The sequence below is a fragment of the Piscinibacter gummiphilus genome (genome assembly GCF_032681285.1).
Taxonomy (GTDB): domain Bacteria; phylum Pseudomonadota; class Gammaproteobacteria; order Burkholderiales; family Burkholderiaceae_C; genus Rhizobacter; species Rhizobacter gummiphilus_A.
Genome location: NZ_CP136336.1, coordinates 5,214,609 through 5,238,267 on the forward strand (window position 1 = coordinate 5,214,609; position 23,659 = coordinate 5,238,267).

Below are 23,659 nucleotides of genomic sequence, written 5' to 3' on the forward strand. Positions count from 1 at the left end.
ATGCTACCCCGGCGCACCAGATGCGGTGCACGCTCGGCAATTCAAGGGGCAGGGATACTTGCCTGCATGTCGCTGCTCCATGAAGCCCTGCGCGCCGGCCACGCCCCCGCGCCGCGCGCCCCCGCGGGCCCACGCGTGCTGGTGTGCGGCGGCGCCGGAGCCCTGGGCTCGGCGCTGCTCGAACAACTGCTCGCGGCACGGCGGCATGCGCAGGTGAGCGTGTTCACCACCCAGCCACTGCAGACCGGCCTGCGCGGCCTGCACACGCTCGCGTGGCACGAGCACGACCGCACGCCGCTCGCGCCGACCGCGGTGGTGGTGTTCGACCGCGAGCGTGGTGTCAACGGACGCGAGCTGGCGTTCTACCGTCCGCAGCCCGAGCAGTTGCCTGAGCTTGCCGCGCAGTTGCATGCGCGCGGCGTGCGCCACCTGCTGGTCGTGATGCCGCACACCCAGGCCATGCTGCCCGAGGCATTGAAGCGTGGCCTCGCGAGCCTCGACGAACAGGCCGTGGCCGCGCTCGGCTTCGAGCACCTGGTCTTCGTGCGCTCGGCGCAGCCGCCTGACCGGGTGCAGCACGAAAACGCCGCCCAGCGCCTGGCGCACTGGATGCTCTCGCAGCTGCAGATGATGGTGCCCGAGCGGCAGCGGCCCGTGCGCGCCGCCAAGGTGGCCGCGTTCGCGGCCCGGCTGGCGGCGGTGCTGCCGCAATCGGCCCCCGGCACACGCGTGGTGCCGCCCGAGCTGATGTGGGACGCGAGCCAGGCCCGCAACGCCGCGGCCGTGGCCGACGACTGGCTGGCCGGAAACGTCAGCGCCCCAACGCAGCCTGCGACGCCGCCACCGCCATCGCCACCTTGAGCGCGGGCGGCGGCGGGCGCCAGCGCCGGGCTTCCTTCACCAGCGCCTCGCGCTCGCGGCGCGACACCGGCCGCAGCTGATCGGCGACCCAGGCCACACGCGCCTGGTTCGCCTCGCCGTGTCGGCCCAGCTGCGCGAGTTCGCGGTCGGGGTTGTGCAGCAGCGTCGCGAGCCACACCGCTTCGACCGGCGTGAGCTGGGCCGCCGGTTTGCGGAAGAAGTGGCGCGCTGCGGCCTGCGCGCCGCACCGGCCATCGCCCCAGGGCGCGAGCGAGAGATAGAGATTGAGCTGCCGTGCCTTGCCGAGCGTGCGGTCGAGCTCCACGGCGTAGAGCAGCTCGCGCAGCTTGCGGCCGTGATGGCGGCTGTCGCCGGTGTAGAGCAGCTTCGCGAGCTGTTGCGAGACGGTGCTGCCGCCCGCGGTCATGCCCTCCTGGCGCTGGTTGCCGAACCACGCGGCCACGATCTCCTGCAGGTCGTATCCGGGGTGTTCGTAGTAGCGCTGGTCTTCTGCAGCAATCACGGCACGCGGCAGCCACGGGCCGAAGTCCGCCGTCGCCTCGCCGCAGGCGGGCTCGGCGTTCAGCAAGGCCTCGGTGCCCAGGCCCGAGACCAGCAGGCCATCGAGCCGGGGCTTGAACTCCCACGCGTGCGACGGCCACCGCCACTGCGCCTTCACGCTCACCCGCCCTTCGATGCGCGCCTGCGTGAACTCGGGGATGTCGCGCTGGAAAAGCGCGAACGCCCGCACCGCCGGCTCGTCGGCGATGCGGAACTGCAGCACCAGCTGCTGCCGCTCGATACGCGACGACCAGCGCCCCTGCAGCGGCTCTTTCCCCTCGCCGAGGGCGAAGTGGCCCTGCAGGTTCATCTCCATGTCGGGCACCACGGTGAACTCCACACGCGCGAGCCGCAGCGGCTCGCGCCCGAGCCCGCCCACCGGCAGCGTGCAAGGCGCGCACACCGCGCGCCAGGTGTTGGGTGCGTTGACCGCCTGCCAGTGCACGGTGCCGTAGCGCGTGCGGAACTGGCGGCCTTCCATCAGGCGCAGGGTGAAGGGGTGGCTCGCGATGCGCAGCAACGCGGGCATGCTCACCTCGCGCTCGAAGGGGCCGAGCTGCACCGTGCGTGTCCACTCACCCGGCGCCGGCTGCAAGGCCCGCAGGATGAAGAACACCGCCAGCGCCAGCCCCACGAGCAGCGCACACGACAAGCCGATCAGCCACTTCAGGATGGTTTTCACAACGCCCTCGCCACGGTGACGGCCCGCCACGGGCCGGTGGACTGGCCGAGCGCCGCCGCCCAGAACCAGCTCGATGCATCGGTGAAGGCTTCGCCCTTCGCGTCGACGATGCGTTCGCACACGCGAATGCGCCGGCCTTCGCGCTCGGCGACGAAGCAGCGCCACAGCTGCGCCTGCGCATCGCGCTCCAGCCGCGCCTCGGCAATCGAATAGCCGAGGGCGCGGTAGCAGTCGGCCGCCGGGTGCAGCATGCGCGTGGGCTCGCGCACCTCGCGCAACACCAGCGTGCGCTCGCCGTCGGTCATGCGCGCGATGTGGCCCGGGAAGCGCGCGGCGAAGCGGGCCTCGAAGGCGCCCAGCGCGAGCGGGCGCAACGGGCGCCCCTCCCACGCCACCGGCCACTCGGGCGCGACCGCAGAGCCGCGCGCACCGGCGTCGGCCTCGCGCCCGAGCGGTGCCAGGGCACACGCGGCGAGGCCCAGCACCACGCCAAGACGGGCGAGCCAGGGGTCAGGCTTGCGCATCGCGACCTCCCCGCATCACGCCCACCACACCGGCACACACCGCCACCAGCACCACCAGGCCCACGCCCTGATGCACCGCATCGGACACCTGCGACTGCTGCGCTTCGAGCGCCACCAGCACGCTGTTGCGCACCACGTTTCCCACGAGCACCAGCGCGCCGACGGCCGGCAGGCGCGCCAGCATCGCGCGGTCGCGCACGCCGCTGAAGGCGGCCACCACGCAGGCGCAGAAGTACGCCATCCACACCATCTGCACGCCCGAGCACGGCGCATCGACGATCACCTGCCGCCCCTGCACCCACATCGTGGTGCCGCTGCGCTCGGCGGCGAGGCCGGCGAGCTGCAGCAACCAGGTGCTGATCTCCGCGGTGACCACCCGCAGCGGATAGCCCGCATAGAACTGCAGCGACGACACCACCGGCAAGGCCAGCACCGCCAGGCCCGCCACCGGCAGCCAGGGCTGGCCCGAGGGCATCACGCTGCGCAAGGCCGTGGCGAGCGACAGCACCGCCAGCACCGCGCCGAGCAAGGGCGGCAGGTGGAAGAGCGCGAGCGTGGCCAGCGCCGTCAAGGCCGCGGCGGCGTAGACCCACCCCTGGCGAGGTGCGCCACGCAGGAGCGGCTCGCGCCGCACGACCCAGACCAAGAGCGCCGCCAGCGCCGCCAGGCCCAGCGGGTCGTCGGACCCATCGGCGAGCCGTGCGCCGGCCCAGCGCCAGTGCGGCCAGAGGGCGGCGGCGTGCAGCCCCAGCCAGGCCAGGGGCGACACCGACTCGAAGCGCGTCTGCCAACGCGCGAGGGGATGCAGTGCGATCGCGGTGGCCATCGTTCACTCCTTGCGGCGACGACGCGACGGCCACACGCCGGCCACGACCACGCCAAGCACCACCAGCAGCGCGGCAATGGCCCCCGGCTCCGGCGTGCTCGGCACTTCGGCGCCGATGGCCTGGTCGCTCACGCCTTCGGGCAGCGGCGACGGCTGGTCAACCTTCTGCGTCTGCGAAGGGTCGGGGTTGCGCACGCGCTGGTCGACGGCGATGAAGCTCGTGTATTGCGTGAGCAGGCTGTAGGTGAGGCCGAGTTCGGTGATCTGCGCCTTCTGCGTGTTGCCGCCTTCGAGCGCCTCCTGGTCGCTCAAGGCCGCGATGCGCTGGCGCGCCCACAGCTGGCGCAGGGCCGACGGGCCCTTGCCGTCTTGCTGCGCCGTCAGCACCTGGCGGTACGGGCCATCGGCGGCGCGCCCTTCGATGACGAAGCGGCCCGCCCACGCACCGCGCCACTTGCCCATCACCACCACCGGGCGGCCACCCAGCACGTCGGGCAGTTGCAGCGGCTCCACGTCGTAGGTGTCGAGGCCTTCGAACGAGGCCTTCACCTGCGTCAGCACCGGCGCCTCGATGATGCGGCGCAGGCGCTCGGCCTGCGCGGCGGCCTGCTCGGGCTTGGTGACGATGAAGGCCTCGCCCTGGCCGGCACGCGCCATGCCCTCGATGAGGTGGCGGTTCACGCTCGTGCCGATGCCGAACGAGAACACGTTGAACTGGTTGAGGTTCTGGCGGATGAGGCGGAACACCTCGGCCTCGACGCTCACGTAGCCATCGGTCACGAAGATCACGCTGCGCGACACCTCTTCGGCCTTGGGCAGCGCGGCCACGCGCTTCAGGGCCGGCACGATCTCGGTGCTGCCGCCACCGCCCATCTCATGAATCGTGCGGATGGCCTGATCGATGTTGGCGCGCGTGGCCGGCACCGACGCCGGCGCGAGCATGCGGCTGCTGCCGGAGAAGAGCATCACGTTGAAGGTATCGCTCGGGCGCAGGCTGCCGATCAGATTGCGCAGCAGCACCTTGGCGGTGTCGAGCGGGTAGCCGTGCATCGAGCCCGAGATGTCGACCACGAAGATGTAGTCGCGCGGGTTGATCTGGCGCGACGCCACCGCCTTGGGCGGCTCGACCATCGCGAGGAAGAAGTTCTCGTCGCCCTCGCCCTCCCCGCGGTACAGCACCAGGCCCGACTCGATGCGGTCGCCGGCCAGGCGGTAGTTCAGGATGAAGTCGCGGTTGTTCGCCGGCTTCTCAGTGGGTTTGAGCGAGACGGCGACATGCGTGCTGCCCAAGCCGTCGATGACAAGCTCGTGCGAGGGCGAGGCGATCTCCTTCACCACGAGCGGCGTGTCGAGCGACACGCGCAAGGCGAAGGAGGCGTTCGACGCGACCCCCTGCTTCAGGTACGCACCCCCGATGGCGCCGCCGTTGCCGGCCGCCGCGGCGGGGCTGTTGTAGCGCGGGCCCACCACCGTGGGGAAGACGAAGCCGTATTGCGCGTCGGTGGGGCGCAGCAGCTCGGTGTAGCGAAGCTCCACCGCCACGTCGTCGCCGGGCAGGATGTTGGCCACGTTCATCTCGAAGACGTTGGGCCGGCGCTGCTCGAGCAGCGCGCTCGTCTTGCCCTCGCGCTTGGCGGCCTGGTATTCGATGCGGGCCGCTTCCTTTTCCTTGATGCGCGCGGTGAGCACCCGGTCGCCGAGCGTCACCTTCATCGCGTAGACGGCGGCCTGCGTAGAGCCCGGGAAGACATAACGCGCCTCGATCGGGCGCTGGCCTTCGTTGCGATAGTGCTGGGTCACCGTCACGTCGGCGATGACCCCGGCGATCTTCACGTCGACCGTGGTCGACTTGAGCGGCAGGCGGTCGGTGCCGGGCTCGTGGCTGTTGACGGCGAAGTACGGGCTCTCGGGCTTGAGGGCTTCCGAGTCGTCGGCGTGGGCCGGCGACCAGAACAGCATCAACAGCGCCGAGAAAAGCGCGAGCGCCATGCACCACAGCACACGGCCGGTGCGGCTGAGCGGTTGATAGGGGATGAGCGGGCGTGACATGGATCCTCTCCTGGGCAAGCCACCGGGCGGTGGTGGTGAGAAGAGGATCGGCGCCGTGCTCGAAGCCGGTTTGAAGCCTGAGAGCGGCTGTGTGAAGACTGCGTGAACGGCAAGACAGCCGCGATACTGGCGCCTCGATCAACCCGGAGGAGACCCTGATGAAACACCTGATCCTGTCGGCCACCCTGCTGGCCCTCGCCACCCCCACGTTCGCCGCGAGCAAGCCTTGCGACGAGCTGAAGACGGAGATCGCCGCCAAGCTCGACGAGAAGAAGGTCACCGGCTACAAGCTCGACATCGTCGACACCGAGAAGGTGGGTGACGCCAAGGTCGTGGGCAGCTGCGACGGCGGCAAGAAGAAGATCGTCTACGGGCGCGCCGCCGCGAAGTAAGGCACGCCTCAGGCGCCGCCGTCGCCCAGCGGCAGGCTGAGCGTGGCCAGCGCGCCGCCCCCCGGCGCGTTGGCCAGCGTGACGCGGCCTTCATGCAGCTCGGCGATCTCCTTCACGAAGGGCAGGCCGAGCCCGGTGCTCTTCTTGCGCGACTGCGGCCGCGCGAGCGAATAGAACTTCTCGAACACCTTGTCTCCGGCGTAGTCGGGGATGCCCGGCCCGTGGTCGCGCACCGTCAGCTCGGCCTGGCGGCCCTTGCGGTGCAGCGCCAGGGTCACGGTGCCACCGGCCGGCGAGAAGTCAAGCGCGTTGTCGACGAGATTGGAGACGGCACGCTGCAGCAGGAAGGCATCGCCTTGTACCGTGGCGTCGTCGCCGTCTTCCAGCACCACCTGCAGGCCGCGCGCCGCCGCGGCGGGCTGCACGCTCGCCACCAGCTCCTGCAAGAGCGCACGCAAGGGCACGGCCACCGGCGCGTCGAGCGTGCGGCGCGATTCGAGCGCGGTGAGTTCCATCATGCGATCGACCAGCTCCTGGATGCGCTGCGTCTCGCGCACGATGTTCGCCACGAAGCGTGCGCGGTCGGCATCGGGCATCGGCTCTTGCAGCAGCTCGGCGGCACCGCGGATCGCCGAGAGCGGGCTCTTCACCTCATGCGTGAGCGTCTGCACGTAGTCGGCCACGTAGTTGCGGCCGGCGAGCGCATCGCGCATCTCGTCGTAGGCCGCGCCGATCGCCTTCAGCGCACGCCGCGTGAGCCGCGGCAGGCTGAAGCTGCGCTGCGCCTTCACGTAGCGCACGTAGTCGGCCACCACGCCGAACGGCCGCACCAGCCACACCGAGAGGATCACCACCAGCAGCAGCACCGCCACCACCGAGGTGGTGCCCACGAGCAGCGTCTTGCGCCGCGCCGCCTGCACGAACTGGCCGAAGCTCTGCACCGGCTTGCCCACGCTCACCGCGCCGACGATGGCGCCACCCACGCGGATGGGTGCCGCCACGTACATCACCGAGCTGCTGGCGTCACCTTCCACGTCGGGCGTGGTGCGCGCGCCGTACTCGCCCTGCAGGGCACGGCGGATGTCGCGCCAGAGCGAGTGGTCGGCGCCGAGCGAGCGGTTGGTCGAATCGAACACCACCGTGCCGCCCCGGTCGACCACCGTCATGCGCAGCTCGACGCGGGTCTTCTCGAAGCCGTAGATGTCGGCCTTGAAGCGGCGCGCGTAGAGCGCCTGGAACACCGGGCCGAGGGCCTCGACCTGCAGCGTGCCGTCGCGCGACGAGCCTTCGAGCAGGGTCGCCATCAGCTGCGCGGTCTCAACCAGGTTTTCCTCGGCCGACTCGCGGTAGCGCGGGTCGATGTCCTGCAGCTGCCGGTACATCAGGAGGCCTACGCCGATGGCGTAGGCCAGGAGGATCCCGAGGAAGATCCGGGTGCGTTTGCTCACACGGGCAAGGCGGGCGGGAGGTCTTCAGCCAGCGCATAGCCGCTGCCGCGGTGCGTGCGGATCGGCTCGAGCGTCGGCGCCACCGTCTTCATCTTGGCGCGCAGCGTCTTCACGTGGGCATCGACGGTGCGGTCCAGGCTCTCGGTGTCGTCGCCCCACACGCGGGCCAGCAGCGTGTCGCGGCTGAACACATGGCCGGGGCGCGAGGCCAAGGTCTGCAACAGGCCGAACTCGTAGCGAGAGAGTTCGAGCGGCTTGCCGTAGAAGCGGATCTGGCGTTTGCCGTCGTCCACCACCAGCGGCAATGCCGGCGCCGCAGGGGCCGCGGCCGCCTTGGCACTGCGCCGCAGGATGGAGCGCACCCGCGCCACCAGCTCGCGCGGCGAGAAGGGTTTGGCCACGTAGTCATCGGCGCCGAGCTCCAGGCCGACCACGCGGTCGATCTCGTCGCTGCGCGCGGTGAGGAAGACCACCGGCACATCGGCCACCTCACGCAGGCGCTTGAACACCTCGAACCCGCTGGTGTCGGGCAGGCCGACGTCGAGGATCACCAGGGCCGGCGGCTGCACCTTGAACTGCGACAGCGCCTCCTCGCCCGTCGCGGCCCAGGCGGGTTCGAACCCGTCCGTCCGCAACGCGTACTGCAACGTGTCGGCGATGCCGGGCTCGTCCTCGACGATGAGGACCCTGGGCTTCATTCGTTCGGCAAGAAACCTTCGATGGACAGGTAGCGCTCGCCGGTGTCGTAGTTGAAGCCGAGCACCGTCGCGCCCTTGGCGATGTCCGGCAGCTTCTGCGAAATGGCGGCCAGCGTGGCGCCCGACGAGATGCCCACCAGCAGCCCCTCTTCACGCGCCGAACGGCGAGCCATTTCCTTCGCCGCCTCGGCCTCGACCTGGATCACCCCATCGAGCAGGTCGGTGTGCAGGTTCTTCGGGATGAAGCCGGCACCGATGCCCTGGATCGGGTGCGGGCTCGGCTTGCCGCCGCTGATCACGGGCGAGGCGGTGGGCTCGACCGCGAACACCTTGAGCTTGGGCCACAGGCCCTTCAGCACCTTGGCGCAGCCGGTGATGTGGCCGCCGGTGCCCACGCCGGTGATCAGCACGTCGACGCCGGCCGGGAAGTCGGCCGCGATCTCCTGCGCGGTGGTGCGCACGTGCACGTCGATGTTGGCGGCGTTGTCGAACTGCTGCGGCATCCACGCGCCGGGCGTCGCCTCGACGATCTCGGTGGCCTTGGCGATGGCGCCGTTCATGCCCTTCTCGCGCGGGGTGAGCACGAAGCTCGCACCATAGGCGAGCATCAGGCGGCGGCGCTCGACGCTCATGCTCTCGGGCATCACGAGGACGAGCTTGTAGCCCTTGACGGCGGCGACCATCGCGAGCCCCACGCCGGTGTTGCCCGAGGTCGGCTCGACGATGGTGCCGCCGGCCTTCAGGGTGCCGTTGGCTTCGGCCGCCTCGATCATCGAGAGGGCGATGCGGTCCTTGATCGAGCCGCCTGGGTTGGCACGCTCGCTCTTCACGTACACGCTGTGCGTGTTGCCGAACAGGCGGTTGATGCGGATGTGCGGCGTGTTGCCGATGGTCTGCAGGACGTTCTGGGCGAGCATGGCGGTCTCCTGGAGGGTTCGCGGGGGAAGGTGCGGCTGATTATGGGACGGCAGAGATAATCCCTCGATGTTTGCCGAACTTCAAAACGACAGCTTCCTGCGCGCCTGCCTGCGCCAGCCCACCGACCACACGCCGGTATGGCTGATGCGCCAGGCCGGCCGCTACCTGCCGGAGTACCGCGCCACGCGGGCCAAGGCCGGCAGCTTCATGGGCCTGGCCACCAACACCGACTTCGCCACCGAGGTCACCCTGCAGCCGCTCGAGCGCTACAAGCTCGACGCCGCCATCCTGTTTAGCGACATCCTCACCATCCCCGACGCGATGGGCCTGGGCTTGAGCTTCGCGATGGGCGAGGGCCCGAAGTTCGCCCACCCGGTGCGCGACGAAGCCGCCGTGGCCAAGCTCGCCGTGCCCGACCTGGACAAGCTGCGCTACGTGTTCGACGCGGTGACCTCCATCCGCCGCGCCCTCAACGGCCGCGTGCCGCTGATCGGCTTCTCGGGCAGCCCCTGGACGCTCGCCTGCTACATGGTCGAAGGCGCCGGCTCCGACGACTACCGCCTGGTCAAGACCATGCTCTACAGCCGGCCCGACCTGCTGCACAAGATGCTCGCGGTCAACGCCGACGCGGTGGCCGCCTACCTCAACGCCCAGATCGACGCCGGCGCGCAGGCGGTGATGGTGTTCGACAGCTGGGGCGGCGTGCTGGCCGATGGCGCCTTCCAGTCCTTCAGCCTCGACTACACCCGCCGCGCGCTCGCGCAGGTGAAGCGCGAGCACGAGGGCCGGCGCATCCCGCACATCGTCTTCACCAAGGGCGGCGGCCTGTGGCTGGAAGAAATCGCCGCGCTGGGCTGCGATGTGGTCGGCCTCGACTGGACGGTGAGCCTCGCCTCGGCGCGCAAGCGCATCGGCCAGTTCACTGCGTTGCAGGGCAACCTCGACCCGGCGGTGCTCTTCGCCTCGCCCGAGCAGGTGCGCGCCGAGGTCATCAAGACACTCGACAGCTTCGGCCCCTGGAAGGCCGACTACCGCCCGGTGGGCCACATCTTCAACCTCGGCCACGGTATCAGCCAGCATACGCCGCCAGAAAGCGTGGCGGCGCTGGTCGACGCGGTGCACGAGCACTCGCCCAGCCTGCACCGATAGCCTTCGGCTCCTGTTGCAGTTGGTTGCATCTTTCTGGAACGGCCGGCAGTGCTTTCCCGGTGAGCGAGCACTCAGGGCTTGACTTATCCCCAAAACCCCGAATGTTCCACTTGTAGGACTATGCCGACGCAGCGCACCATCAGTATTTCTGATTAGGTTGCTAAGTCCTTGATTTCATTGAAGGCCCGTTTTGCTTCGAAAGTGAGCAACGCAGCGCGAAGGCCCAAAAATCAAGGATCTAGCGATATTTTTGGCAGGTTCCCCACAAAGTTATCCACAAGAGTCGTGGAAACATTCAAAAGGGCTGACAAATCAGCCACTTAGGAATCATTCCTAACAAGGTCTTTGCTTTCCCGACGCCTCTTTCGATGGATGACCGCCTGCCCGTTCGTGTGGCCGTCGACGCCCCGCAGCACAGCGGACTGGGTGGCGCGCTCGACTACCTGAGCGAGCGCACGCTCTCTCCCGGCACCTTGGTCCGAGCCCCGCTCGGCCGCCGCGAAGTGACCGGCATCGTCTGGCCCGGTGACGCCGACCCCGAACCTTCTGTCGCCTTGAAGCCAGTGGCGGCGGTGCTCGACGCCGTGCCACCGCTGTCGGCCCGCTGGTGCGAGCTGGTGGATTTCGCCGCGTCGTACTACCAGCGTGGCCTGGGCGAGGTGGCCCTGTCGGTGCTGCCGCCCGAGTTGCGCAAGCTCGACGACGACCAACTGGCCCAGCGGGTGGCCCGCCTGCGCAAGGCCTGGGCGGTGCCCCCGGCCGGCCCGGTGCCCGCCCGGCCCGAGCTGACGCCCGACCAGGCGGCGGCGCTGGCCCGCCTGGGCGAGCTCAGCGCTCCCGGCCAGGCGCCCGTGGTGCTGCTGCACGGCCTCACCGGCAGCGGCAAGACCGAGGTTTACCTGCGCGCCGCCGAAGACGCGCTGGCCGCCGGCCGCCAGGTGTTGGTGCTGGTGCCCGAGATCAACCTCACGCCGCAGCTCGAAGCGCGCTTTGCCGAACGCTTCGGCGCCGGCCCGGCCCCCAAGCGCATCGTGTCGCTGCACAGTGGCCTCACCCCGGCCCAGCGGCTCAAGAACTGGCTCGCCGCCCACCTGGGCCTGGCCGACCTGGTGCTGGGCACGCGCATGGCCGTGTTCGCCCCGCTGCCGCGGCTCGGGCTGATCGTGGTCGACGAGGAACACGACCCCTCCTACAAGCAGCAAGAAGGCGCCCGTTATTCGGCGCGCGACCTCGCCGTCTACCGCGGCAAGCTGGAAGGCGCCTGCGTGGTGCTCGGCTCGGCCACGCCGTCGCTCGAGAGCTGGCAGCGCGCTGAACAGGGCCGTTACGAGCGCCTCACGCTCGCCCACCGCGTGGGCAATGGCGCCCTGCCCGCCGTGCGCCTGGTCGACATGAACCTGCTGCCGAAGGCACCGGGTGTGACCACGCTCCTGTCGCCGCAACTCGTCGGCGCACTGGCCCGGCGGGTGGAGCGCGGCGAGCAGAGCCTCGTCTTCCTCAACCGGCGTGGCTACGCGCCGGTGCTGCACTGCGGCGCCTGCGGCTGGAAGAGCGACTGCCCGCATTGCAGCGCCTGGCGCGTCTTCCACAAGGTCGACCGCACGCTGCGCTGCCACCACTGCGGCTTCACCCAGGCCGTGCCGCGCGCCTGCCCCGATTGCGGCAACCTCGACATCGCCCCGCTCGGGCGCGGCACCGAGCGGCTGGAAGAGCAACTCGCCGAGGCCCTGCCCGGTGCCCGCGTCGCCCGCATCGACGCCGACAGCACCAAGACCAAGGGCGCGCTCGAAGCGCAGCTCTCGGCCGTGCATGCGGGCGACGTCGACGTGCTCGTCGGCACGCAGATGGTGGCCAAGGGCCACGACTTCCGCCGCATCACGCTGGTGGCCGCGGTGAGCCCCGACAACGCGCTCTTCTCCAGCGACTTCCGCGCCCCCGAGCGCCTCTTCGCGCTCCTGATGCAGGCGGCCGGCCGCGCCGGGCGCGACGCCGCGCAGGCCGACCGCAGCGAGATGGTTGTGCAGACCTGGCACCCGACGCATCCGCTCTACGCCGCGCTGCAGCGCCACGACTTCAAGGCCTTCGCCGACAGCCAGCTCAAGGAGCGCAGCATGGCGGGCCTCCCGCCCTTCAGCCACCTCGCGCTGCTGCGCGCCGAGGCGCGCACCGCGCAGGCGGCGCGTGAGTTCCTGCAAGCGGCGGCGACGCTGGCCGAGCAGATCCCCGGCGCCCGCGAATTGCTGATCTACCCGCCCGTGCCCCACCACATCGCCCGCGTCGCCAACGTGGAGCGCATGCAGATGCTGGTGGAGTCACCCACGCGCGGCACCCTGCAACGGGTGCTCAGGCCCTGGGTCGACGAACTCACGCGCTTGAAGTCGCAGCACAAGGGCGTGATGCGCTGGGCCTTGGACGTCGACCCGCTGGCGATCTGAACCTCGCCCCAGAGGCACCCGACTAGAGATCCAGGCCCGCCCAAAGCGGCGCGAGTGCGGCTGCATCGGCGTGGCCCAACTCCTTCTCCGCCCACAGGCATTCGCGGCGGATGAAGTGCATCCGGTAGGCCAGCTCGCGCCCCGCGAAACTCATCTCGACCCGCGTCTCGTCCGAGGGTTCGGTCGTCTCGGCGGCCCACAGGCCCATCTCGTTCCAGCCGGTGCGCAGGCGGAACAGCAGGTGGCTCGCGCGAGCGGCCACGGCGCGCACCGCAGAGGCCGACGAGGGCGAGCGCTCCAGCTCGTCGGCCAGCGCGAGGGCCGCCGCCAGGTGGCCGTCGACCAGGTGCAGCCCGTGCAGGGCCAGCTCGTCGGGCTCGGGCCTTGCCTCGCCCAGCTCGCGCGCGCAGTGGGTGATGAAACCCACCGCGTGCCCGTCGAACTCGCCCGGCACCATGCGCAGGGCGAAGCTCGCCCGCGTCCAGGGCGCATCGCCCTGCGCCATCACGCCCAGCACCACCTCGACCACCGCGAGCTGGCGCCCGAGCGGGGAGATGGCGTTGCCCGACAGCCGACCCGGGTAGCCGCTGCCGTCGAGCCGCTCGTGGTGCTCGGCCACGCCGCGCGCCAGGGCCGGCGGGTACTTGGCCAGGCGGGTGAGCAGCATCGCGCCGGTACGGGGGTGCACGGCAAGGTGGCGGAAGCCGGTGATGTCGAGTGGCTGCTGGGGGTCGAGGTAGTTTGGGTTGACGTACATCTCGCCCAAGTCGTGCAGCAGGCCGCCCATCAGCGCCAGCTCGATCTGGCTGCGGTCACCCCGCGCGGCGAGCGCCATCGCACCCGACAAGGCCATGCCGCGCACCGCGTGCTCGTAGATGCCGGGCCGCGCGGCCTGCGCCGCCGTCAGCAGGAGCTGCGCGACCGACTGCAGCTTGAGCTCGGCCACCGCGGCGCGCAGCGGGCCGGCCCAGGCCTGCAGCCCACGCGCCAGCGCCTGCCCGGAACCGAGGAAATGTTCGAGCGCCTGCTTGAGCTCCGGCCCGTTGACACCGTCGGCCGCTTCGAGCGTGGCCTCCAGCGGCTGCTTGAGCTTGCGTTCGAGCAGGCGCTGCTGCAGCGATTCGGACACCGGCTGCCCGCGCGCCCAGAGCTTGACGCCACGCTCGTCGACGATGTCTTCCGAGGCGACGATGGTCCGCTTGGCGCTGGCTTCGACGATGGCGGCAAGCGCGTGCGGGTTGGCCTGGTCGAGGTCGGTTTCGCTGCTGCTCATCGCACGTCCACGAGTTGAGGGGCCGGCTCCATCCTACGGAGCCGGGGGGCACCGCGGTTTGACGAACCTCAGTCCAGCCAGGCCGGCACCTGCACGGCCAGCGCCTGGCGTTGCGAGACCGCCGCACCGAGCAGCGCGAAGCCGCGCAGCTGGCCCGCCGCATCGGCAAACCGTGCGGTGCAGGCGTCGTCGCTCAGCTCGACGCTCCAGCTGCCGGCCGCGCCCGGCAGCGGCGGGCAGACGACGGTCGGGCAGGCGGGCGTCTTCACCGTCACCGGCATCGCGGGGTAGACCACCGGCGTGGGGGTGCCGGCCAGCGTGGCGGCGAGCGCGCGTGTCTGCGCCATCAGCGGCAGCACGAAGGGCAGCGACAGGCCAGCCACTTCGGCGCAGTCGCCAAGGGCGTACACGTGCGGCGCGCTGGTGGCGAGCAGGCGGTCGGTCGTGATGCCGCGCTGGGTGGCGATGCCGGCCTCGGCCGCGAGCCCGGTGCGCGGCTTGAGGCCGATGGCCGAGAGCACCCGGTCGGCGTAGAGGCGACTGCCGTCGCTCAGGGTCAGCTGGTACCCGTTGCCATCACGGTCGACCCGCGTCACCGAGACACCGAGGCGAAACGCCACGCCGGCCGCGCCCAGCTTCTCCTGCAGCCGCTCGCTCGCCTGCGGCGGCAAGAGGCGCGAGAGCAGCTTGTCGGCCACGTCGATCACCGTCGGCGCCACCCCGCGATGCAGCAGGTCGTTGGCGAACTCGCAACCGATGAGGCCACCGCCGAGGATGGCCACCGTGTCGGCGCCTTCCAGGCGCTCGGCGAAACGCGCGTAGTCGTCGAGGTCGTTGACCGACATCACCTCGGGCTCGGCGTCGCCCGCAAGCGGCAGGCGGATCGGGTCGGCGCCGAGCGCGAGGGCGAGGTCGCGGTAGTGGAGCGTCTCGCCATCGGTGAGCTCGATCGTCTGCGCCGCGGTGTCGATGCGCTTCAGCCCGGTCCGGTCGAGCAGCGTGGCGTTGAGCTCCTCGCGCATCTTCTCGGCCGCCTTCATCACGAGCGTGGCCGCCGTCTTCTTGCCGGCCAGCGCGTTCGACAGCATGGGCTTCGAATAGAAGCCGGCGTGGTCGCGGCTCACGACGACGAGCGGGGTTGCCTTGTCGAGCTTGCGGAACTCGCGTGCGAGGTTGTAGCCGGCAAGGCCGGAGCCGACGATGACGATGGGCTGGGACATGGGAGCAGCGGGTCTGGGTTCAGGGAGCGGGCAAGGCTATCACTTGATCGCGGCACCCCGTTCGGCCAGCAGCCCGCGCAGGAGCGAGCGGTGGCAGCGGCTCTCGTCCTCGCAGTAGCAGCCCACGGCAAACGCTGCGTGGTGAGACAGCGCGGCCAGGGTGTCGAGCAGGTGCGCACGCTCGGGCTGCTTCATCTCGGCGGTGTAGCGGCGGGCGAAGGCTTTCCACTGCGCGTCGCTGCCGGAGGCCTGCGCCGCCAGGCCTTCCTTCATCAGCGCGTCGCTCGGCGCGAGGTTGGGCAGCCAGACGTCGTAGTAGTCGCGCGTGGCGAATTCGGCCTTGGGCACGCCGCGCGGCGGGCGGCGCACGGTGCCGATGCGCAGGCCCTCGCCTGTGGCACGCGGCTCGCCGAGTCGAACGATGCAGATGGGCATGGCGGCTCCTGAAGCGGAGCCCCATTGTGGTCAATCAGGCGGGGGCTCTGACCTGGTTGCGGCCCTGCCGCTTGGCCTCGTAGAGTGCGGCGTCGGCCACTTCGATCCAGTGCGCGATGCTGGTCGACGCCGACGGCACGAAGGCCGCGATGCCCACGCTCACGGTCACGATGCCGTGCGGAGATGCCGCATGCGGCTCGCGCAGCTCGGCCACCTGGCGGCGCAGGCGCTCGGCCACCGCCTGCGTGCCGGCGAGGTCGGTGTTGGGCAGCACGAGCGCGAACTCTTCGCCGCCGTAGCGCGCCGCGAGGTCGGCGGCCACGCGTTGACCATCCTTCAGCACCGCGGCCACGCGCTTCAGGCAGGCATCGCCGCCGAGGTGGCCGTAGTGGTCGTTGTAGAGCTTGAACTGGTCGACGTCGATCATCGCGAGGCCGATCGGGGTGCCGGTGCGCAGCGCACGCTTCCACTCGGCGTCGATCACCTCGTTGAAATGGCGGCGGTTGGCCAGCCCCGTCAACGCATCGGTGATCGCGAGCATCTCCAGTCGCCGGTTGGCCTGCTCCAGCGCCTCGGTGCGCTCGGCCACCTTGTGCTCGAGCGATGCGTAGAGCATGGCGTTGTCGAGCGACACCGCCAGCTGGCCGGCGATGAGGTTGACCGCATCGAGCCGGTGCGCCGAAAAGGCGCCGCGGCTCTGCCGGTTCTCGAGCAGCAGCACCGCCCGCAGCTCGCCCTGGCTCTGGATGGGCACGGCCAGCAGCGAGCAACGTGCCAGGCCGGCGAAACAGGCCTCGCCGCCGAAACGGTCGTCGAGGGTCACGTCGTCCACCACCAGCGGCTCGCGCAGGCGCTGCACGTAGCGGAAGGCCGACAACGCCAGCAGCCCCTCGGCGGCCGCCTCTTCCACCGGCAGGCCGGCGCTGCCTTCGGCGGGCACGCGCCAGCCGTCGCCGAGGCCGCCGAGGTCACCGCCGCGCATCACGAGCGTCACGCGGGTCGCGCCGGTCAACGCGACGAGCAGCTGCTGCACGCTCGCCTGCAGGCTCTGCAGGCTGGTCTCGGAACTCAGGGCCTGCGAGGCGCGCAGGATGGCCAGCATGTCGATCTGGTCGGCCAGGTTGCCGGTGCTCGAGCCGGTGCTGCGGCGGCGCTCGCGCGGCATCGCGGCCGCGCCATGCCGCAGGAACTCGTGCGTGTCGCGCAGCTGCTGCACCTTGGCGACGGCGCCCCAGGCCTCGTAGGCGGCGAGCGCTTCGGCCATCAGCTGCTGGCCGTAGGCCTCGAGCCCATGCTGCGACAGGTGGAAGCGCGCGCAGCGCTCGGTCATCAGCGCGTGGTGCCAGGGCCGGCGCTGGCGCGCAACTTCGCGCCGGGCCTGCTCGAAGCGGCGTGCGGCCTGCCAGCCATCGCCCAGGGCCCAGGCACGTTCGGCCTCGACCCAGGTGTGCAGGTGCTGGAAGTTGCCCGGCGCATCGGCGGCCCGCTCGGCCAGCCAGTCGCGGCAGGCGTCGAGCTCGCGCAGCGCGGGCAGCGGGTCGGCGGGGCCGGCCTGCAGCTCGGTGGCGAGTGCGAGCGCGCGCAGCAGCTGCGCCTGCACCGCGCGGTAATTGCCCTGGCGCGCAGCGAGCGGCATCGCCGCGGCGGAATGCTCGGCCAGCGCCGCACGGTCGTGGAAGAGCGCTGCCGCGAGTGCACGGTCGATGTGATACGCCGAGCGCGGCACCGGGTGCGCGCCGGGGCCGGCCAGGTGCTCGGCTTCGCTGAAACCGGCCTCGTCGAAGCTGCCCGGTGCGGCGGTGTGGCCCAGCAACGCGCGCACCAGCTGACGGTAGGCCACGACGGTGGCGATCGCGTGTGCGTTGCCCACGCGCTGGCCGAGTGCATCGGCGGCCTCCACCTCGGCGGCCAGCGTGTGCAGGAGCGGCGTGCTGTCGAGCTGCAGCGACAAGGCCGCGCTGTAGGTGAACGAGGCCGTCATCAGCGAGCCGTGCGCAAGCAGCCCCTCGCGCGCCTGCTGCAGCATGCGCAGGCCGGCCTCGACCGGCTCGAACCAGTGCATCGCGAAGGTGGGCAAGGTGTTGCGCAGCTGCGAGCCATAGGGCTCCAGCTGGCGTGCTTCGGCCACGCGCAGCGCGTGGCGCACGGCGAGGTAGCCGGTGCGGTAGTCGCGGTACAGCGACACGGCCACCACCGGGCTTTGCCCGAAGGCCGTCATGAGACCCGGCAACGGCCCGTGCGCGGCCCACAGCCGATGGGCAGCGTAGATCACCTTCTCGAGCACCTGCGGCCCGCAGAAATACGCGGGCGGCGAGACGCGGTGGATCACGTTGGCCGCAGCCAGCACGTGGGCATCGGTGGCCTCGGGGCGCGCCAGGTCGGCGGCGAGGTCGAGCGAGTCGACCCACTGCTTGAACGCCGGCCAGTCGGCGCCGCCGCCCTGCGGCGCGAGGCGTTCGAGCAGGCGCATGCCGAGTTCCACCGCATCGGCCTGGCGGCCGCGGCTGGTGAGGCTCGTGAGGCGCAGGCCGGCGGCGTCGCTCACGCGCAGCGGGTCGCTGCAACGGGCTTCGATCTCGCGGTAGACCTCGTCGAGCTGCTCGTGGCGGCCCAGGCAGTAGAGCGTGCCGACGTGGTGGGTGCGCAGCGTGAGCAGCGGGCCCTGGTCGGCCTCGCTCTCCACCCGCGTGCGCAGTGCGATGGCGGCACTGAAGAAGCGCTCGGCCAGGGCGTAGTTGATGCGCTCGGCCTGCAGGCCCACGGCTTCGAAGAGCGAGGCCGCACGGCGGCACTCGTCGGCCTCGTGCAGGTCGTCGGCGACGATGAGGTACTGCTCGGCGGCCACGCCCTCCCACGCCGCGTGGGCCGCGAGGCGTCGTGCGAGACCCAGGTGGCGGGCGCGTTGCGAGGCGAGGTCGAGCCGCGCGTAGGCCGCCTGCTGCACACGGTCGTGGCGGAAGCGCAGGGCGTTGAGTTCGGTGCCGCGGCGCTCCATCACCAGCAGGCCGTCTTCGAGCGCGGGGGCGGCGCGCGCATGCAGGGCCTCGGCATCGAGGCCCACCGCACAGCCGAGCAGGCCGAACTCGACTTCGCCCGACAGGCAGGCCATGGTTTCGAGCAGGTGGCCGGTGGGCGCGGGCAGGCGGCCCATGCGGCGCTGGAGGAGGTCCACCACTTCGCCGCGGCCCACGTGGCGGCGGATCGCGGTGGCATCCCACTGCCAGCCGCCCTCGCCCTGCACGAGCGCGCCGTCGTGGCGCAGCGCGTTGACGAGTTCGACCGTGTCGAAGGGGTTGCCGCCAGTGCGCTCGCCCACCACTTCGGCCAGACGGGCCGCGCCCTCGGGCGGAAGGCGCAGCATCTCCTGCAGCAGCGCGCCCAGGTCGGCCGGTGCGAGGTTGCGCAGGGCGAGCCGCGCGGGCGAGAGGCCATGCCGGTCCCAACGCTCGAGCATGGGCGTGAGCGGGTGCGCCACGTCGACCTCGGCCTCACGGTACGCGCTCACGAGCAGGAGCCCGCTCAGGCCTTCGTCGGACAGCAGCGCGTCGACGAACTTGATCGAGCCGGGGCCGGCCCATTGCAGATCGTCGATCACCATCACCACCGGCCGCAGCGGCGAGGCGATGGCGCGCATCAACGCCACGCCCGACTGGTACAGGCGTGCCTCGGCGATGAGCGGGTCACCGCTCGGCGCCTCGGGCGCCACGCCGAGCAGGGCCGCGAACTCGGGCAGCACGCCCGCCACCAGGCCGGCGTTGGCACCGAGCGAGCGCAGCAGCTCCTGGCGCAATGCGGCGAGTTCGCTCTCGGGCTGCGACAGCAGCAGCCGCCCCAGGGAGCGCATCGCCTGCAACACGGCGCTCGCCGCCACGTCGCGCCGGCACTGGTCGAACTTGCCCGAGACGAACCAGCCGCGCCGCGCGGTGACCATCGGCCGCAGCTCGTTGATGAGCGTGGTCTTGCCGACGCCGGGGGCGCCGGCCACCATCACCGCGCGGGCCTCGCCGCGCAGCGCTCGATCGAAGGCGGCGCGCAGCACGCCGATCTCGGCCTCGCGGCCGACCAGGCGCGATGGCGCGGCCAGGCGCGGAGGAAAGTCACGCTCGCCGAGCGCGAAGGGCTGGCGGTCGCCACGGGCCAGCCGCTCGGCCAGCACGGCGAGGTCGTGCGCCAGGCCCTCGGCGCTCTGGTAGCGGCGATCGGCGTCTTTCTCGAGCAGGCGCATGACCAGGTCAGACAGCGCAGGCGGCAGGCCGGGCGAGAACGCCGAGGGCGCGGACGGCACACGCGCCAGGTGGTCGTGGATGAGCTGCAGCGGGTCGTGGCCGCTGAAGGGCGGCTGGCCGGCCAGCATCTCGTAGAGCGTGGCGCCGAGGGAATAGAGGTCGGCGCGCTGGTCGACGCTGCGGCCGGTGCGGCCGGTCTGCTCGGGCGCCATGTAGGCGAGCGTGCCTGCGATCTCGCTCTGGTGGCTGAAGCTCGGCGCTTCTTCGGCGAAGCTGCTGGCGATGTCGAAGTCGATCAGCACCGGCCGCCGCTGCGCGCCGACGAGCACAATGTTGGCGGGGTTCAGGTCGCGGTGCACCACGCCCCGTCGGTGCACGTCGGCAAGCACCCGCGCAAGGCCGAGGCCGATGTGCAGCACCTCGGTCACACCGAGGCGCTCGTCGCGCAGCACCTGCGCCAGCGAGACGCCACCGTCGTCGTGCAAGACCAGCAGGTCGGGCGTGGGCGCTTCGGCGGCCAGGCGCGGCACGCCCTCGACGCCGGCCAGGCGCTGGAGCATGGCCGCCTCGTGGCGCAGGCGATGCAACGAATCGCCGCTGAAACCTTGCTTGAGGATAAGCGAGCGGGCCCCGTGCAAGCGGCGCCGCAGCACCCGGGTGCGCTCGCTCTGCGACAAGACTTCGTCCACGCCGCCATGCGGGGCGTCGTCGGGCGAGGTGGGGTTTAAGGCCGCCATGGGTGGGGTGTCGAGCCGGCAGGTCCGAGCCGACTGATGTCGGCTCGTCTCCTACTTATTCGACCGAAACTCCGCGCGCTTGAGGCCCGGTGCTCGCGCCACACGAATGCGTCGCACAAAAAGAAAGCGGGCCGTGCTTTCGCACAAGGCCCGCCGAATGAGCCACAGCATTCAGGGAGGGAGGGAGGAGGGAACCGTGGCCCGAGACAAATGCTATGACGCAGCGCACGATGCGTTTGTAGGACAACGCCGCGTCTTGCCGCCGGCCTGCGGGCCTCTCACCAGCCGTTACACCCGAGGGGCCTCCATCGTGTTTCAAGCCCCTCCCTTACAGTGACGTGGTTCACCCCCCGGAGTCCTTCATGTCCACTGCTCCCCGTTCTGCCGTTCGCCGCTGGTTGGGGCGCATCTGGTGGCTGATCGACGGCACGCGCCGCCTGGTGTTCAACCTGGTCTTCCTGCTGATCCTGGTGGTGGTGCTGGTGGCGCTCTTCACGAGCGGCGCACCGAAACTCGACGACAAGACCGCCCTCGTGCTGAACCTGCGCGGGCCCCTGGTCGAGCAGCATGCGCAAGGCGTGCGCGACGCCGCCTTCGCCCAGCTGTCCGGCGAGGCACCGCGCAGCACGCAGCTGCGCGACGTGCTCACCGTGCTCGATGCCGCCGCGCGCGACCCGCACATCACCCACGCCGTGCTGCTGCTCGACGAGTTCCAGGGCGGCGGCATGGCCAGCCTGCGCGAAGTGGCCGCGGCGATGCAGCGCTTTCGCGCGAGCGGCAAGAAGCTCACCGCCTGGAGCGGCCATTACGAGCAGGCGCAGTACTTCCTCGCCGCGCAGGCCGACGAGGTGCTGCTGCACCCGATGGGCATGGTGTTCGTGAAGGGCTTCGGCCGCTACCAGAACTATTACCGCGACGCACTCGACAAGCTGGGCATCAGCGTCAACCTCGTGCGCGCCGGCACCTACAAGAACTTCGGCGAGCCTTTCACGCTCAACGGCCCGTCGCCCGAGACGATCGAGGCGATGGGCTACGCCTACAACGGCTTGTGGGGCACCTACGTCGAAGGCGTGGAGAAGGCCCGCAAGCTGCCGGCCGGCACGCTGATGGCCATCATCAACGAGCTGCCTGCGCGCCTCGCCGCCGCAGGGGGCGACCCGGCCAAGCTCGCCCTGTCGGCCAAGCTCGTCGACGGCCTCAAGACCCGCGACGAGCTGCGCCAGCTGATGATCGAACGCGGCGCGAAAGACCCCGAGGGGAAGACCTTCCGCCAAGTCTCGTTCGACAACTACCTCGCACGCCAGAAGCCCGCCGTGGTGGGCGACGCGATCGGCGTGGTGATCGCCGAAGGCGAGATCGTCGACGGCCGCGCGCCGGCCGGCCAGGTGGGCGGGCTGTCGACGGCCGACCTGATCCGCAAGGCACGTGACGACAAGTCCGTGAAGGCGGTCGTGCTGCGCGTGAACTCGCCCGGCGGCTCGGCCTACGCCTCGGAACTGATCCGCCGCGAACTCGAACTCACGCGCGCTGCGGGCAAGCCGGTGATCGTCTCGATGGGCGACGTGGCCGCCTCGGGCGGCTACTGGATCTCGCTCGCGACCGACGAGTTGCTCGCCGATCCGGGCACGGTCACCGGCTCGATCGGCGTCTTCACGCTCCTGCCCTCGGCCGACAAGGCGCTCGAGAAGATCGGCGTGCACACGGGTGGCGTCACCACCACCTGGCTCGCCGGTGCGGGCGACCCGCGCCGGCCGCTCGACCCGCGCTTCGCCGAGCTGCTGCAGGCCACCATCAACCACGTCTACAGCGACTTCACCACCAAGGCCGCGCAGGCCCGCAAGACCACGCCCGACAAGATCGACGCGGTGGCGCAGGGCCGGGTGTGGACGGGCGCGCAGGCCAAGGAGCGCGGCCTCGTCGACACGCTGGGCGGTTATGCCGACGCCTTGAAGGCCGCTGCCAAGCGCGCGCAGCTGGGCACGAACCCGCGCGTGGTCTACATCCAGCCCGAGCCGGGCCGCGCCGAACGCCTGCTCGAATGGCTGAGCGCCAGCGTGCACGCAAGCGCGAGCCGCTGGCTCGACGCGCAGGTGGCCCCGGGCGTGGCCCCGGTGCTGCGCGAAGCGCGCCGCGAGTTGGGCTGGGTCAGCGAGCTGACCGAAGGCCGCAAGCCGTTTGCAGCGGTGGCGCACTGCCTGTGCAGCGCGCCTTGAGCTTCAACCGCGTCCGACGCCCAGGCCCCAGGCCAGCAGCGAGAACGTGACGAAGGCGAGCACCGTGCTGGCCATGATGATGCGGGCCACGCGGCCGTTGTCGGCGCCGTAGCGCTCAGCGAGCAGCGACACGTTGCTCGCACTCGGCAGAGCCGCCGCGAGCATCAGCACCATGAGCCCGAACTCGGGCATCGGCACGCCGGCTGCGCGCAGCAGCACGCCGATGCCCAGCACCAGCAGCGGGTGCACGAAGAGCTTGATGAGCGCGACCGGCAGATACTGGCCCACCGGCGTGCGCGAGTGCGCATGCTGGCCGGCGCGCCACAGCACCGCGCCGATGGTGAAGAGCGCCACCGGCGTGGCCGCATCGCCTAGCATCTTGATCACTTGCGACACCGGCCCCGGTAGCTCGAGCCCGCTCGCCGCAAGCGCCGCGCCGAGCCCGATGGACCACGGCAGCGGGTTGCTCAACGCCCCGCGCAGCGAGCGCAGCACGGTGGCCCAGACGCTGTCGTGCGGCGCGCCGTCGGCGGCCGGGCCGGCCTGCGCGATGGCGATGCACAGCGAGCTCGTGAGGAAGAGGTCGGTGAGCACGGTGCCGATCACCGGCCCCGCGGCCTTGTCGCCCAGCAGCGCCACCAGCAGCGGCACGCCCATGAAGCCGGTGTTGGGAAACGCCGCCACCAGCGCGCCGAAAGCGGCGTTCTTGGTGTCGACGCCCCGGCCGTCGGCCCGGCGCAGCGTGACCGCCACGGTGAAGAGCACCACCACCACCGCGCTCAGCGCGTAGACGCCGATCAGCGCCGGGTTGATGAGCTGGGCGAAGGGCATGCTCGCGCCGAAGCGAAAGAGCATGCATGGCAGCGCGAAGAAGAGCACGAAGGCGTTGAGCCCCGGGATGGCCGCTTCGGGCAACACCCGCTGCCGGGCGGCGAGGTAGCCGCACAGCACGAGCGCGAAGAAGGGAACGGTGACGGCCAGGATCGCCTGCATGAGAGCGGCGAGTATCGCA

The 23,659-nt window shown here is 71.0% G+C and carries 17 protein-coding genes; 5 read left to right on the forward strand and 12 right to left on the reverse strand.

Annotated elements, in window-relative coordinates; genetic code table 11:
* Positions 1–66 precede the first annotated feature (66 nt).
* Positions 67–861 carry a Rossmann-fold NAD(P)-binding domain-containing protein gene (locus RXV79_RS24755; protein ID WP_316700780.1) on the forward strand — a complete coding sequence of 265 codons (795 nt, stop codon included), beginning with the start codon at positions 67–69 and terminating at the stop codon, positions 859–861.
* On the opposite strand, the gene RXV79_RS24760 is transcribed toward RXV79_RS24755, so the two are convergent.
* Genes RXV79_RS24760 through RXV79_RS24775 form a run of 4 tightly spaced genes read right to left on the reverse strand, consistent with a single transcriptional unit; the run spans position 812 to position 5,503 of the window.
* Positions 812–2,104, reverse strand: a complete 1,293-nt coding sequence (locus RXV79_RS24760; RefSeq protein ID WP_316700781.1) for a biosynthetic peptidoglycan transglycosylase — start codon at positions 2,102–2,104, stop codon at positions 812–814. The genes RXV79_RS24755 and RXV79_RS24760 overlap by 50 nt on opposite strands.
* The gene (locus RXV79_RS24765; protein WP_316700782.1) at positions 2,101–2,628 is read right to left on the reverse strand and encodes a hypothetical protein; all 528 of its coding nucleotides are present in this window, start codon (positions 2,626–2,628) and stop codon (positions 2,101–2,103) included. Before RXV79_RS24765 ends, RXV79_RS24760 begins: the two co-directional genes overlap by 4 nt.
* Positions 2,615–3,454 (reverse strand): exosortase Q, encoded by an 840-nt coding sequence (gene xrtQ / locus RXV79_RS24770; protein ID WP_316700783.1) that lies wholly within the window; start codon positions 3,452–3,454, stop codon positions 2,615–2,617. The genes RXV79_RS24765 and xrtQ overlap by 14 nt, the downstream gene beginning before the upstream one ends.
* A 3-nt stretch (positions 3,455–3,457) precedes the next feature.
* Positions 3,458–5,503, reverse strand: a complete 2,046-nt coding sequence (locus RXV79_RS24775; RefSeq protein WP_316700784.1) for a VIT and vWA domain-containing protein — start codon at positions 5,501–5,503, stop codon at positions 3,458–3,460.
* Between the two features lie 158 nt (positions 5,504–5,661).
* Between RXV79_RS24775 and RXV79_RS24780 the strand changes: the two genes are divergently transcribed.
* Positions 5,662–5,895, forward strand: coding sequence for a DUF1161 domain-containing protein (locus tag RXV79_RS24780; protein ID WP_316700785.1), 234 nt, complete (start codon positions 5,662–5,664; stop codon positions 5,893–5,895).
* 8 nt (positions 5,896–5,903) lie between these two features.
* On the opposite strand, the gene creC is transcribed toward RXV79_RS24780, so the two are convergent.
* The 3 genes from creC to cysK are packed head-to-tail and all read right to left on the reverse strand — an operon-like array spanning position 5,904 to position 8,958.
* Positions 5,904–7,343, reverse strand: coding sequence for a two-component system sensor histidine kinase CreC (gene creC, locus RXV79_RS24785; RefSeq protein ID WP_316700786.1), 1,440 nt, complete (start codon positions 7,341–7,343; stop codon positions 5,904–5,906).
* Positions 7,340–8,041: a two-component system response regulator CreB gene (creB, locus tag RXV79_RS24790; protein WP_316700787.1), complete on the reverse strand. Its 702-nt coding sequence runs from the start codon at positions 8,039–8,041 to the stop codon at positions 7,340–7,342. Before creB ends, creC begins: the two co-directional genes overlap by 4 nt.
* Positions 8,038–8,958, reverse strand: coding sequence for a cysteine synthase A (gene cysK / locus RXV79_RS24795; protein WP_316700788.1), 921 nt, complete (start codon positions 8,956–8,958; stop codon positions 8,038–8,040). The genes creB and cysK overlap by 4 nt, the downstream gene beginning before the upstream one ends.
* Before the next feature lie 67 nt (positions 8,959–9,025).
* Here cysK and hemE point away from each other — a divergent pair, with 67 nt between their 5' ends.
* Positions 9,026–10,108 (forward strand): uroporphyrinogen decarboxylase, encoded by a 1,083-nt coding sequence (gene hemE, locus RXV79_RS24800; RefSeq protein ID WP_316700789.1) that lies wholly within the window; start codon positions 9,026–9,028, stop codon positions 10,106–10,108.
* A 368-nt stretch (positions 10,109–10,476) separates the two neighbouring features.
* Positions 10,477–12,543 (forward strand): primosomal protein N', encoded by a 2,067-nt coding sequence (locus tag RXV79_RS24805; protein ID WP_316700790.1) that lies wholly within the window; start codon positions 10,477–10,479, stop codon positions 12,541–12,543.
* A 22-nt stretch (positions 12,544–12,565) separates the two neighbouring features.
* Here the strand turns inward: RXV79_RS24805 and RXV79_RS24810 are convergent, their stop codons facing one another.
* The 4 genes from RXV79_RS24810 to RXV79_RS24825 all read right to left on the reverse strand — a co-directional run bounded on the left by RXV79_RS24810 (position 12,566) and on the right by RXV79_RS24825 (position 20,434).
* The gene (locus RXV79_RS24810) at positions 12,566–13,816 is read right to left on the reverse strand and encodes an HD-GYP domain-containing protein (RefSeq protein ID WP_316700791.1); all 1,251 of its coding nucleotides are present in this window, start codon (positions 13,814–13,816) and stop codon (positions 12,566–12,568) included.
* Between the two features lie 68 nt (positions 13,817–13,884).
* Complete coding sequence (locus RXV79_RS24815; protein ID WP_316700792.1) at positions 13,885–15,036, reverse strand: NAD(P)/FAD-dependent oxidoreductase; 1,152 nt, start codon at positions 15,034–15,036, stop codon at positions 13,885–13,887.
* Between the two features lie 39 nt (positions 15,037–15,075).
* Positions 15,076–15,471 (reverse strand): DUF488 domain-containing protein, encoded by a 396-nt coding sequence (locus RXV79_RS24820; RefSeq protein WP_316700793.1) that lies wholly within the window; start codon positions 15,469–15,471, stop codon positions 15,076–15,078.
* Positions 15,472–15,505: 34 nt separating this feature from the next.
* Positions 15,506–20,434: a diguanylate cyclase domain-containing protein gene (locus RXV79_RS24825; RefSeq protein ID WP_316700794.1), complete on the reverse strand. Its 4,929-nt coding sequence runs from the start codon at positions 20,432–20,434 to the stop codon at positions 15,506–15,508.
* A gap of 362 nt (positions 20,435–20,796) precedes the next feature.
* Between RXV79_RS24825 and sppA the strand changes: the two genes are divergently transcribed.
* Entirely contained in the window at positions 20,797–22,647 is a 1,851-nt protein-coding gene (gene sppA / locus RXV79_RS24830; RefSeq protein WP_316700795.1) for a signal peptide peptidase SppA, read from the forward strand.
* 3 nt (positions 22,648–22,650) lie between these two features.
* Here sppA and RXV79_RS24835 read toward each other — a convergent pair whose 3' ends face one another.
* Entirely contained in the window at positions 22,651–23,640 is a 990-nt protein-coding gene (locus RXV79_RS24835; RefSeq protein ID WP_316700796.1) for an AEC family transporter, read from the reverse strand.
* Between the last annotated feature and the right edge of the window lie 19 nt (positions 23,641–23,659).

Coding starts and splice junctions, on each gene's coding strand:
- RXV79_RS24755 (WP_316700780.1), top strand. CDS start 67: ATGTCGCTGCTCCATGAAGCCCTGCGCGCCGGCCACGCCCCCGCGCCG.
- RXV79_RS24765 (WP_316700782.1), bottom strand. CDS start 2,628: ATGCGCAAGCCTGACCCCTGGCTCGCCCGTCTTGGCGTGGTGCTGGGC.
- xrtQ (WP_316700783.1), bottom strand. CDS start 3,454: ATGGCCACCGCGATCGCACTGCATCCCCTCGCGCGTTGGCAGACGCGC.
- RXV79_RS24775 (WP_316700784.1), bottom strand. CDS start 5,503: ATGTCACGCCCGCTCATCCCCTATCAACCGCTCAGCCGCACCGGCCGT.
- RXV79_RS24780 (WP_316700785.1), top strand. CDS start 5,662: ATGAAACACCTGATCCTGTCGGCCACCCTGCTGGCCCTCGCCACCCCC.
- creB (WP_316700787.1), bottom strand. CDS start 8,041: ATGAAGCCCAGGGTCCTCATCGTCGAGGACGAGCCCGGCATCGCCGAC.
- cysK (WP_316700788.1), bottom strand. CDS start 8,958: ATGCTCGCCCAGAACGTCCTGCAGACCATCGGCAACACGCCGCACATC.
- hemE (WP_316700789.1), top strand. CDS start 9,026: ATGTTTGCCGAACTTCAAAACGACAGCTTCCTGCGCGCCTGCCTGCGC.
- RXV79_RS24805 (WP_316700790.1), top strand. CDS start 10,477: ATGGATGACCGCCTGCCCGTTCGTGTGGCCGTCGACGCCCCGCAGCAC.
- RXV79_RS24810 (WP_316700791.1), bottom strand. CDS start 13,816: ATGAGCAGCAGCGAAACCGACCTCGACCAGGCCAACCCGCACGCGCTT.
- RXV79_RS24815 (WP_316700792.1), bottom strand. CDS start 15,036: ATGTCCCAGCCCATCGTCATCGTCGGCTCCGGCCTTGCCGGCTACAAC.
- RXV79_RS24820 (WP_316700793.1), bottom strand. CDS start 15,471: ATGCCCATCTGCATCGTTCGACTCGGCGAGCCGCGTGCCACAGGCGAG.
- RXV79_RS24825 (WP_316700794.1), bottom strand. CDS start 20,434: ATGGCGGCCTTAAACCCCACCTCGCCCGACGACGCCCCGCATGGCGGC.
- sppA (WP_316700795.1), top strand. CDS start 20,797: ATGTCCACTGCTCCCCGTTCTGCCGTTCGCCGCTGGTTGGGGCGCATC.
- RXV79_RS24835 (WP_316700796.1), bottom strand. CDS start 23,640: ATGCAGGCGATCCTGGCCGTCACCGTTCCCTTCTTCGCGCTCGTGCTG.